Genomic DNA, 10,914 nt, shown 5'->3' on the forward strand with positions numbered 1-10,914 from the left:
GGCTACGCACGCGTAGCACTGGGTAGGGTCGCGGCGTGGGGAGACTCGACCGCTCGTGGACGCGTCCGCGACCGACCCGTGCCCAGGTGCGCACCGACGTCCTGGTCGGTCTCGTCGCGGCTGTCGTCAGCGTCGCGTCGGTCGAGGTCTTCGCCAGCGCGTCCGGTGCCTCGACGGGCTGGAAGGGCGTCGAGGCCTACGTGTGGTTCGGGATCTGCGGCCTCGCCCTGTGCGGTCGCCGACGCTTCCCCATCACGGTGCTGCTCGTCGTGTCGGCCGTCTTCATCGTCATCGGCGAGCGGCTGCTGGAGCTCGGGGTCGTGTTCACCGTCCAGATGACGCTCTTCGCCGCCCTCTACGCCGCGTGGGCGTGGTCACGGCTGCCGAGAGCCCTGTGGGCGGTGACCGGGCTGGTCCTCGTCGGCATGTTCGGCTGGTTGGTGTGGTCGCTGAACAACGGGACCATGGGGCCTCTCGGCGAGCAGACCGGATTGCTCCCTCCGAAGGTGGCGCTCGTCGTCTACAGCCTCGCCATCAACGTCGCGTACTTCTTCGGTGCCATCGCGTGGGGCCAGTCGGCCTACCTCAGCGCACGCCGCAGCGCCCTCGTCGAGGACCAGCGCGAGCGCGAGCGCGCCGTGCAGGGTCTCGAGCAGCAGCAGGCTGTCCAGGCCGAACGCGTCCGCATCGCCCGCGACCTGCACGACGTCGTGGCGCACCACGTCAGTGGCATCGGGGTCCAGGCGGCCGGAGCCGGGCGGCTCCTCGAGGCCCGCCCGGAGCGGGCCCGCGAGGCGCTCACCGCCATCGAGACGTCGTCGCGGCAGGCGGTGTCACAGATGCACCAGATCGTCGGGCTGCTGCGGTCCGCCGAGGAGGCCGGTCCCGCCGACCGCGGCCCGCAGCCGGGGATCGCCGACATCGAGGCGCTCGCCGTCACGACCGAACGCCCCGCCGTCGTGGTCGACGTCGTGGGCGCGCCGTTCCCCGTCCCCGACACCGTGGGGCTGTCGCTCTACCGCGTGGCCCAGGAGGCGCTCAGCAACGTGCGGCGCCACTCGGGGGCGCCGTCGGCCAGGATCACGCTGCGCTACCTCACAGACTCGGGCGAGCGTCCGGCCGTCGAGGTCGAGGTGCTCGACGACGGTCCCACCCGCACCGCCCCCGACGAGGCCTCGGGTGGCTTCGGTCTCGACGGCATCCGCGAGCGCGCCGCCATGCACGGCGGCATCGCCGACATCGGCCCACGACCCACGGGCGGGTACCGCGTCCGGGTCCGCATCCCCGTCGACCAGGAGGACGCATGAGCGACCAGACCACCCGGGTGCTGCTGGTGGACGACCAGGAGCTGATCCGCGCCGGGTTCTCGATGATCCTCGAGGTCGAGACCGAGATCGAGGTCGTCGGCGAGGCGCGCGACGGCGACGAGGCGCTGCGCCAGGTCGCTGCGTTGAGGCCCGACGTGGTGCTCATGGACGTGCAGATGCCCGGCACCGACGGCATCACCGCCACCGCCCGCATCGCGCAGGACCACCCCGACACGCGCGTGCTCATCCTCACCACCTTCGACGACGACGAGTACCTGTTCGCCGCCCTGCAGGCCGGTGCCAGCGGGTTCCTGCTGAAGAACTGCCCGCCCGAGGACCTGGTGAGCGCCATCGGGCTCGCCGCCCAGGGTCACGCGCTCCTCGCCCCCGAGGTGACCCAGCGGGTCATCGCCCGCTCCACCGGCCGGTCGCGGGGCGACGCGAGCGTGCTCGACGACCTCACCGAGCGCGAGCGCGACGTCCTGAAGGCGCTCGGCCGCGGACTCAGCAACGCCGAGATCGCGGCCGAGATGTTCGTCAGCGGCGCCACCGTGAAGTCGCACGTCTCGCGCATCCTCACCAAGCTCGGCGCCCGCGACCGGGTGCAGGCGGTCATCGTCGCGTTCGAGTCGGGGTTGATGGACGACTGAGTCGGGCCTGCTTCCCGGGAAGAGCCGTCCGGTGAGGCGACCGCCTGACGACGCCTCCACGTAGCCGCGTGGGGGAGGCAGGTGTGGCCGCGCGGCCGATGCGCCACCGCCCTTCGGATCCCTAGCGTGGACGCATGATCACCGTCGAGAAGCTCACCAGACGCTATGGGGACACCACCGTCGTCGACGACGTGTCCTTCCAGGTCCGACCGGGGCGCACCACGGGATTCGTGGGGGCCAACGGCGCGGGCAAGACCACGACCATGCGCATGATCATGGGCGTGCTCGCACCCAGCGCGGGGGAGGTGCTCTGGAACGGCGAGCCCGTGACGGCCGAGGTCCGCCGCTCCTTCGGCTACATGCCCGAGGAGCGCGGCCTCTACCCGCGCATGAAGCTGCGCGACCAGCTCGTGTACTTCGCCCGGCTGCACGGCATGACCCCCGACGAGGGACGCAGCCGCACCGACGAGCTGCTCGGCCACTTCGGCCTCGAGAGCCGCGCCGACGACCTCCTCGACGAGCTGTCGCTCGGCAACCAGCAGCGCATCCAGATCGCTGCCTCCCTCGTCCACCGGCCCGCAGCCCTCGTGCTCGACGAGCCGTTCAGCGGTCTCGACCCGCTGGCCGTCGACTCCATGGTCGACCTGCTCCAGCGTGAGGCGGGCGACCTGCCCCTGCTGTTCTCCAGCCACCAGCTCGACCTCGTCGAGCGCCTCTGTGACGACCTCGTCATCCTGTCCGGCGGTCGCCTCGTCGCCGCCGGCCCCGTCGAGGAGCTCCGTGGACGCGGCGCCGACCGCTATCGCGTGGTCCTCGACGGCGAGGACGCCGCCTGGCTCCGCGACCTGCGTGGCGTCGTCGTCCGCGACGTCGACGGCCCGACCGCCCTGCTCGACCTCGACGGCCTCACCGCGCCCGAGCTCGTCCGCCACGTGGGGGAGCGCAGCGCCGTGATCGAGATCGCCCGCGACCACCAGCCCCTCTCCGAGATCTTCAAGGAGTCCGTCCGATGAGCACCTCCAGCCCCCGCGGCACGCGCAACCTCTGGCGCGTCGTCGCCCAGCGAGAGATCACCACCCGCGTGTGGGAGAAGTCGTTCCTGATCACCACGGTCCTGTCCTTCGTCATCATCCTGGGCGGCATCATCGGTGCCGACTTCTTCCAGGGACGCGACCAGGACCGCACCGTCGCCGTCGTGGACCCGGCCGCCGCCGAGGTGGTCGACGCCGCGTCGGCGGTCGCGACCAACCTCGACGACCGCGTGACGATCAAGGCCGACCGGGTCGACGACGCCAGGGCGGCCGAGCGTCTGGTCGAGGACGGGGACGCCGACGCGGCGCTCCTGGCCACCAACGACGGCTACGAGGTCGTGGGCGACCGCGACGTCGACTCCACCGTCTCCCAGGCCCTCGAGATCGCCGTGTCCTCGCAGGCGCTGGAGAGCAACGCCGCCGCGCAGGAGGTCGACCTGAGCGCCCTGCAGTCCGGGACGACCACGCAGGAGCGTCTGCTCGACCCCGCGTCGAAGGACGCGGGCCTGCGGCAGGCGGCCGCCTTCGGCTTCATCCTGCTGTTCTTCCTGACGGCGATCGGCTTCGGCATGGCCATCGCGGGCAGCGTGACGCAGGAGAAGGAGAGCCGCGTCGTGGAGATCCTCGCCGCCGCCGTCCCGATCCGGCAGCTGCTGTGGGGCAAGATCGCCGGCAGCACCGTGCTGGCGATCGGGCAGATCGTCCTGTTCGTCGCCGCCGCGGCGATCGGGCTCGCGGTCACGGGCCAGCTGTCCGGGCTCGAGGTCGTGGCCCCGGCGATGATCAGCTACATCGGCTTCTTCGTGATCGGCTTCGCCGCGCTGGCGAGCCTCTGGGCCGTCGCCGGCTCCCTGGCGTCGCGCCAGCAGGACCTGCAGTCGACCACCATGCCCGCGCAGATGCTGCTGATGGTGCCGTACTTCGTGTACTTCTTCGCCGGGGACGCGGTCAAGGAGGTCCTGTCGATGGTCCCGATCATCTCCACGATGCTCATGCCGGCGCGGATGGCCGAAGGAGCGGTCCCGGCCTGGCAGATCGCGCTCGCGCTCGGCGGCACGATCGTGGTCGCCGCGGTCATGGTCCGGGTCGGGGCCGCCGTCTACGAGCGGACCCTGCTGCGCACCGGGGACAAGATCTCCTACCGCGAGGCGCTGGCCAGCTCCGACGCCTGAGTCGTCAGCGGCTAGCCGGGAAGACCGAGCACGGGCACCTCCGGGGGGTGCCCGTGCTCGGCCGTCTGCAGGTCCGGCGACGGCGTGTAGGGCTCCCACGCGAGCAGGTCCACCAGGTGCGGGCGGACGGCCGCCGCGGCCTCGGGGACGGTCACGTCGCGCCCGAGCTCCTTCGACAGCGTGGTGACCCCGGCGTCGGCGATGCCGCAGGGGACGAACCGGTCGTACCAGTCGAGGTCGACGTCGGCGTTGAGCGAGAAGCCGTGCATCGTGACGCCGCGGGTCACGCGGATGCCGATCGCCGCGACCTTGCGCTCCGGGCCACGGGCGTCGGCCGCGAGCCACACGCCCGAGCGGCCCTGGACCCGACCGGCCGCGACGCCGAGGTCGGCGACCGCGCGGATGAGGGCCTCCTCCACGCGCCGGACGTAGTCGACGACGAGCACGTGCGACGGGAGCTTCGTGATCGGGTACCCGACCAGCTGGCCCGGGCCGTGGAAGGTGATCTTGCCGCCGCGGTCGACGTCGACGACGGGGGTGCCGTCGAACGGACGCTCGTGCGGCTCGGTGCGCTTGCCTGCCGTGTAGACGGGCGGGTGCTCGAGGAAGAGGGCGGTGTCGTCGATCTCGCCGGCCACGCGCTGGGCGTGCAGCTCGCGCTGCAGCTCCCAGGCCGCCTCGTAGTCCAGAGCGCGCTCGCCGTACCAGTCGTCGATGATCTCCAGGGTCACGCCTCCTACGGTAGCCCGCCTGTGGACACGCGTTCGACCCTCGTGGCCGCGCTGGGCACGCTGCGGGGATGACTGCGTGGTTCGCTGCCCTCGTCACCTGGTGGGGCACCCTGCTCGGGCCGGGCGACACCGCCGAGGAGTGCCTGCTGCTCGGTCGTCTCGACGCGGAGCGGGCGCACGCGTTCGTGCACGCCGACGTCGACCGGCTCGCTGCGGTCTACGCGTCCGACGGCCTGCGCGAGCGCGACGTCGAGGTGCTGGAGGACTACGCCGAGCGCTCGCTGAGGCTCGAGGGCATGGCCCAGCTGCGGTCGTCGTGCCGGGTGGTCGAGCGCGACGCCGACCGCGTCGCCCTCGACGTGGTCGACCGGCTCGGGCCCACGAGGGCCGTGAACGCGGGCGGGGCCGTGCCGCTGCCGACGGACGAGCCCACCCGACGTCGGGTCACCCTCGAGGAGACCGCGAGCGGCTGGCGGGTCGTGGCCTCACGCTGACGCGTCCTCGCCCACCGCGCCGTCGACCAGCTCGCGCACCACGTCGAGATGACCCGCGTGCCGGGCGTACTCCTGCAGCACGTGGAAGCCGATGGTGTGCAACGTGGGCGGGTCCGCGTCGAAGCGACCACCGAGGGCTGCTCGTGCGTCGAGCGGGTGCTCGCGCAGCACGGACTCGGTGCGCACCGCGCCCGCCTCGAGCCGTGCGAGCAGCGACTCCGGCGAGTCCGTGGTCGACCAGCGTCCGTCCGGTCCCTGGTCGCCCCAGGGGTCGGGCAGCGGCTCGCCGAGGAAGCCCCACACGAACCACCGTCGCTCCATGTGCACGAGGTGCGACAGGAGCTCGAGCGGCGTCCAGCCCGACGGCAGCACGGTCGTGCGGAGCGCGTCCGGCTCGAGACCGTCGAGCTTGCGCCGGACCTCGGCCCGGAAGAAGGCGAGGTACCGGACCAGCGACCCAGCGGTGTCGGGGTGCGTCCCGGTGGGCTCAGGAAGCACGGTCGTCGGCGAGTGCCGACGCGAGTGCACTGCGCAGGTCGGGGTCCTCGAAGACGAACCCGGCCGCCTGCAGGGCGGCGGGCGCCATGCGCAGCGAGCCCAGCAGGTCGTCGGACAGCGCTCCGAGCGCCACCTTCAGTGCGGGCGCCGGGGCGACGAGGAACGTCGGCCGTCCCAGGGCGTCGCCGAGGGCGTCGGTGAACTCCGCGTTGGTGGGGGCGTCGGGCAGGGAGAGGTTGACGGGACCGGAGAGGTCGTCGCGCTCGAGCAGGAACGCCACGGCCCGCACCCAGTCGCGCCGCGACATGACCGACATGCGCTGCGTGCCCTTGCCCAGCCGCGGACCCAGCCCGGCCTTGAACGGCAGCAGCATGGGGCCGAGCAGGCCGCCCTCGTCGTCGAGGGGCAGGCCGGTGCGCAGCAGGCAGACCCGCTGACCGGCCTGGACGGCAGGCTCGGCGGCGGCCTCCCACGCGACGCACAGGTCGGCGAGGAAGCCGTCGCCGTGGGCAGCGCCCTCGGTGAGCGGCTCCTGACCACGGTCGGCGCCGTAGATCCCCATGGCCGAGCCCGACAGCAGCACGGTGGGGGAGTCGGAGGCGGCCACGGCCTTGGCCAGCGTGGTGGTGGCGTCGACGCGCGACGACCACAGCTCCTTCTTGTAGGAGCTGGTGCGCGGCCACCGGGCGATGGACGCCCCGGACAGGTTGACGACCGCGTCGGCCCGGTCGATCAGCACCTGGTCGACCCGACCCTGGCTCGGGTCCCACAGGGAGGCGTCCGGGCCGGGGCTTCCCGACCGGACGAGGCGGGTCACCTGGTGACCCTCGTCCCGCAGGTGCGAGACGAGGGCCGAGCCCAGGAAGCCCGAGGCACCGCCGATGACGACGTGCATGTCAGCCGATCACAGCTCGCCCTCGAACGAGCCGCTCTGCAGCCGCTCCTTGACCGCGGTCAGGAACCGGCCGGCGTCGGCACCGTCGATGAGGCGGTGGTCGTAGGTGAGCGCGAGGTAGGCCATGCTGCGCACCGCGATGCTGTCGCTGCCCTGCGCGTCGGTGATGACGACCGGACGCTTGACCACGGCACCGACACCCAGGATCGCGACCTGCGGCTGGTTGATGATCGGCGTGTCGAACAGGGCGCCGTTGCTGCCCAGGTTCGTGATCGAGAACGTGCCACCGGAGAGCTCGTCGGGCGAGATCTTGTTGGTGCGCGTGCGCTCCGCGACGTCGGCGATCTTGCGGGCGAGGCCTGCGATCGAGAGGTCGCCGGCGTCCTTGATCGTCGGGACGAGCAGACCGCGCTCGGTGTCGACCGCGATGCCCAGGTGCTCACCGGACGGGTAGGTCACGGTGCCCTCCTCGAGGTCGAGGGCGGCGTTGAGCGTCGGGTGGGCCTTGAGCGCCTCGACGACGGCCTTCGCGAAGAACGGCAGGAACGTCAGCTTGACGCCCTCGCGCTCGAGGAACGCGTTCTTGTGCTTGGCGCGCAGCCGCGCGATCTCGGTGACGTCGACCTCGTGCACCTGCGTGAGCTGGGCCGAGATCTGCAGCGACTCGGTGAGCCGCGAGGCGATGACCTTGCGCAGACGGCTGACCTTCTCGGTCTTGCCGCGCAGGGGCGACGGCTCGGTCGAGGCGGCGGCCGCCGCGGGTGCCGAAGCGGCCGCAGGCGCCTGCTCCGCGGGCTTGCTCTGCTCCTCGGCCTTCTTGGCCGCGTCGAGCACGTCCTGCTTGCGGATGCGACCGCCCACGCCACTGCCGGTGACGGCGGCGAGGTCGACGCCGTGCTCCTTGGCCAGCTTGCGCACGATCGGCGTCACGTAGGTGTCGCCGCCGCTCTGGGTCGAGGCACCGGAGCTCTGCTGCGGGGCGTCCTTCGTCGGCTCGGGGCGGGCCTCGTTCTCGGGGTGGGCCTGCTTCTCCGGCTCTGCGGTCGGGGCGGGTGCGCTGGAGCCCGAGTCGGACTTCGCGACCTCGTCGGCCTTCTCCGGCTGGCTCTTCTCGGCCTCGGCGGCCTCCTCGAGCTCCTCGGCCTTCTGCGGGTCCTCTGCGGGGTCGGTCTCGCCGGAGTCGGCCGGAGCCTCGTCCTTCGACGAGCCGGAGTCGCCACCGGACGAACCGGCCGCGGAGGCGTCGCCGACGATGGCGAGCACGGCACCCACCTCGACGGTCTCGTCCTCGTCGACCTTGATCTCGAGGATCGTGCCGGCGACCGGGGAGGGGATCTCGGTGTCGACCTTGTCGGTGGAGATCTCGAGCAGGGGCTCGTCGACCTCGACGGTGTCGCCGACGGCCTTCAGCCACGTGGTGACGGTGCCCTCGGTGACGCTCTCGCCGAGCTCGGGCAGCTTGACCTCGGTGCCCTCGCCGGTCTGGTTCGTCTCCAGGTGGGGCTCCTCGCCGTCCTGGTTGGTGGGCGTGCCGTCGGACTCGCGGGCCGGCTCCTCGCCGGGCTGCTCGGCCTGTGCCTGGTCGTCGGACGAGCCCTCGTCGTCGGAGGAACCCACCTCGACGTCGGCGTCCTCGGTGTCCTCCGGCTCGGCGGGCGCCTCGTCGGAACCACCGTCGTCCGACGGGCTCTCGTCGGCGTCACCGATCACGGCGAGGTCGGCGCCGACCTCGACGGTCTCGTCCTCCTCGACCTTGATCTCGAGGATGGTGCCGGCGACGGGGGAGGGGATCTCCGTGTCGACCTTGTCGGTGGAGATCTCGAGCAGGGGCTCGTCGACCTCGACGGTGTCGCCGACGGCCTTGAGCCACGTGGTGACGGTGCCCTCGGTGACGCTCTCGCCGAGCTCGGGAAGGGTGACGGTCGTTGCCATGGTGTCGTCCTCGTTCGGGTCAGGCGTGCGAGTGGAGGGGCTTGCCGGCCAGGGCGAGTGCAGCCTCGCCGAGAGCCTCGTTCTGCGTGGGGTGCGCGTGGATCAGCTGCGCGACGTCCTCGGGGTAGGCCTCCCAGTTGACGATCAGCGAGGCCTCACCGACCTGCTCGCCGTAGCGGGCGCCGATCATGTGGACGCCGACGATCGGGCCGTCCTTCTCGCGCACCAGCTTGATGACGCCGGCGGTGCCGAGGATCTGGCTCTTGCCGTTGCCGCCGAGGTTGTACTCGACGGTCTCGACGTTGTCGTCGCCGTACTTCTCCTTGGCCTGCGGCTCGGTGATGCCCACCGAGGCGAGCTCGGGGTCGCAGTAGGTGACGCGCGGGATGCCCGGGTCGAGCACGGGCTGGGGGTTGAGGCCGGCGATCTCCTCGGCCACGAAGATGCCGTGGGCGAAGCCGCGGTGGGCCAGCTGGAGACCGGGCACGAGGTCACCCACGGCGTAGACGCCGTCGACGTTGGTGTGCAGGCGCTCGTCGGTGGGCACCCAGCCGCGGTCGACGGTGACACCGACCTCCTCGAAGCCGTTGCCGTTGCCGTTCGGGCCTCGGCCGACCGCCACGAGGACGAGGTCGGTCTCGATGGTCTTGCCGTCCTCGAGGGTCACGATCACGCCGGAGTCGGTCTGCTCGACACCGGAGAACTTGGTGCCGGTCTTGAAGGCGATCTTGCGCTTGCGGAACGCGCGCTCGAGGTTCTTCGAGAGCGTCGGGTCCTCGAGGGGCACGAGCGTGGGGAGGGCCTCGATGATCGTGACGTCGGCCCCGAAGGACTTCCAGACGGAGGCGAACTCGACGCCGATGACGCTGCCGCCGATGATCACGACACGCTCGGGGACCTCGCTCATCGTGAGGGCCTCCTCGCTCGTGACGACGCGACCGCCGATCTCGAGACCGGGCAGGCTGCGGGCGTAGGAGCCGGTCGCCAGCACGACGTTCTTGCCGGTGTACCGCTGGCCGTCGACCTCGACGGTGTCCTTGGCAACGAGCACGCCCTCGCCCTCGACGACCGTGATGCCGCCGGACTTGATGAGGCCCTGCAGACCCTTGTAGAGACGGTCGATGACGCCGTCCTTGTAGGCGTTGACGGCGGCCATGTCGATGCCCTCGAACGTGGCCTTGACGCCGTAGTTCTCGCTGTGGCGGGTCTCGTCGGCGACCTCGGCCGAGTGCAGGAGCGCCTTGGTGGGGATGCAGCCGTTGTGCAGGCAGGTTCCCCCGACCTTGCCCTTCTCGATCAGCGCGACGCTGAGGCCGAGCTGCACCGCGCGGAGGGCGCAGGCGTAGCCGCCGCTGCCGCCGCCCAGGATGACGATGTCGAAGGTGTTCTGGTCGCCCGGGCTGTCCGCCACAGTGTCCTCCCGCGTGGATGAGTCGTTCTCCGTCATCTTGTCACCCTCGCGTGCGACCGCACCACGGGGGGAGCGACCGGCGAGTAGGTTGCGGTGTGACCCGTGGGGCGCCGCCCGACGACCTGCCGCGCGGGTCCCTGCGCGATTCTCCCGGTCGTCCACCAGTCGTCGGGCAGAATGTCGCCATGGCTCTGTTCGGCCGCCGACGCGGCAGCTCCGATCGTCGCGCGACGCGTGACGACATGGCCACGCTGCGCGCCTGGGCGGGGGAGCGTGACGGCGTCGAGGCGTACGTCGAGCCGCGCACGTCGTTCAACGAGCCGACGGTCGTCCTCGTGGCGTCGGACGGTGAGTCCATCCGCCGTCGGGTCGAGTCGCCCAAGGCGGCCGCCGACCTCGCCCGCAAGCTGGCGATCCCCGTCTACGACGCCAACCGGGTGGGGTACCCGCAGCGCATGCGCGACTACGCCGTGCGCAAGCAGGCCCGCGACACCGGTCGGGCGCGCTCGTCCGCGCCGGGCCCGCGTCGCTCCACGCCCGGTGGCTCCACGGCGCCGGCGCCGTCGGGCCCGCGTCCGCTCTCGCCGCGCGAGCGCGACGCGATCGCCACCCTCCAGGTGTCGGCCGACGTCACGGGCGACGCCACCGTCCGCCCCGACGACGAGGTGCTCCGTCGCTGGTGGAAGCAGGCGCGTGCCCGCTCCCACCCCGACCGCCGCGGTGGCGACCGCAGCGAGTGGGACGAGGTCGAGCAGGCCGCCCGCACCCTCGGCCTCGCCGGCGACTGACCCGC

General features: G+C 72.0%; 11 protein-coding genes. 6 read left to right on the plus strand and 5 right to left on the minus strand.

Annotated features, from left to right (window positions below):
• The first annotated feature begins 35 nt into the window (after positions 1–35).
• The 4 genes from NBW76_RS08605 to NBW76_RS08620 all read left to right on the plus strand — a co-directional run bounded on the left by NBW76_RS08605 (position 36) and on the right by NBW76_RS08620 (position 4,160).
• Complete coding sequence (locus NBW76_RS08605) at positions 36–1,307, plus strand: sensor histidine kinase (protein ID WP_156364832.1); 1,272 nt, start codon at positions 36–38, stop codon at positions 1,305–1,307.
• A complete protein-coding gene (locus NBW76_RS08610) occupies positions 1,304–1,957 on the plus strand; it encodes a response regulator transcription factor (protein WP_056555538.1) in 654 nt (217 codons plus the stop codon). The genes NBW76_RS08605 and NBW76_RS08610 overlap by 4 nt, the downstream gene beginning before the upstream one ends.
• A gap of 134 nt (positions 1,958–2,091) precedes the next feature.
• The gene (locus NBW76_RS08615) at positions 2,092–2,970 is read left to right on the plus strand and encodes an ABC transporter ATP-binding protein (RefSeq protein ID WP_055965646.1); all 879 of its coding nucleotides are present in this window, start codon (positions 2,092–2,094) and stop codon (positions 2,968–2,970) included.
• Positions 2,967–4,160 carry an ABC transporter permease gene (locus NBW76_RS08620; RefSeq protein ID WP_055965648.1) on the plus strand — a complete coding sequence of 398 codons (1,194 nt, stop codon included), beginning with the start codon at positions 2,967–2,969 and terminating at the stop codon, positions 4,158–4,160. The genes NBW76_RS08615 and NBW76_RS08620 overlap by 4 nt, the downstream gene beginning before the upstream one ends.
• An 11-nt stretch (positions 4,161–4,171) precedes the next feature.
• Here the strand turns inward: NBW76_RS08620 and lipB are convergent, their stop codons facing one another.
• On the minus strand, positions 4,172–4,891 hold the full coding sequence (lipB, locus tag NBW76_RS08625) for a lipoyl(octanoyl) transferase LipB (protein ID WP_056555541.1): 720 nt from the start codon (positions 4,889–4,891) through the stop codon (positions 4,172–4,174).
• Positions 4,892–4,959: 68 nt separating this feature from the next.
• Here lipB and NBW76_RS08630 point away from each other — a divergent pair, with 68 nt between their 5' ends.
• The gene (locus NBW76_RS08630; RefSeq protein ID WP_056555543.1) at positions 4,960–5,385 is read left to right on the plus strand and encodes a hypothetical protein; all 426 of its coding nucleotides are present in this window, start codon (positions 4,960–4,962) and stop codon (positions 5,383–5,385) included.
• On the opposite strand, the gene NBW76_RS08635 is transcribed toward NBW76_RS08630, so the two are convergent.
• From NBW76_RS08635 to lpdA, 4 genes are read right to left on the minus strand one after another with little or no spacing between them, the layout of a single operon-like run.
• On the minus strand, positions 5,377–5,883 hold the full coding sequence (locus tag NBW76_RS08635) for a DinB family protein (RefSeq protein WP_056555787.1): 507 nt from the start codon (positions 5,881–5,883) through the stop codon (positions 5,377–5,379). The genes NBW76_RS08630 and NBW76_RS08635 overlap by 9 nt on opposite strands.
• Positions 5,873–6,778 (minus strand): TIGR01777 family oxidoreductase, encoded by a 906-nt coding sequence (locus tag NBW76_RS08640; protein ID WP_082481982.1) that lies wholly within the window; start codon positions 6,776–6,778, stop codon positions 5,873–5,875. The genes NBW76_RS08635 and NBW76_RS08640 overlap by 11 nt, the downstream gene beginning before the upstream one ends.
• Positions 6,779–6,787: 9 nt before the next feature.
• Entirely contained in the window at positions 6,788–8,710 is a 1,923-nt protein-coding gene (gene sucB, locus NBW76_RS08645; RefSeq protein WP_250246795.1) for a 2-oxoglutarate dehydrogenase, E2 component, dihydrolipoamide succinyltransferase, read from the minus strand.
• Between the two features lie 19 nt (positions 8,711–8,729).
• Positions 8,730–10,157: a dihydrolipoyl dehydrogenase gene (lpdA, locus tag NBW76_RS08650; RefSeq protein WP_156364833.1), complete on the minus strand. Its 1,428-nt coding sequence runs from the start codon at positions 10,155–10,157 to the stop codon at positions 8,730–8,732.
• Between the two features lie 149 nt (positions 10,158–10,306).
• Between lpdA and NBW76_RS08655 the strand changes: the two genes are divergently transcribed.
• Positions 10,307–10,909 (plus strand): hypothetical protein, encoded by a 603-nt coding sequence (locus NBW76_RS08655; RefSeq protein WP_200914511.1) that lies wholly within the window; start codon positions 10,307–10,309, stop codon positions 10,907–10,909.
• Positions 10,910–10,914: the final 5 nt, after the last annotated feature.

The sequence above is a fragment of the Aeromicrobium sp. Leaf245 genome (genome assembly GCF_942548115.1).
Taxonomy (GTDB): domain Bacteria; phylum Actinomycetota; class Actinomycetes; order Propionibacteriales; family Nocardioidaceae; genus Aeromicrobium.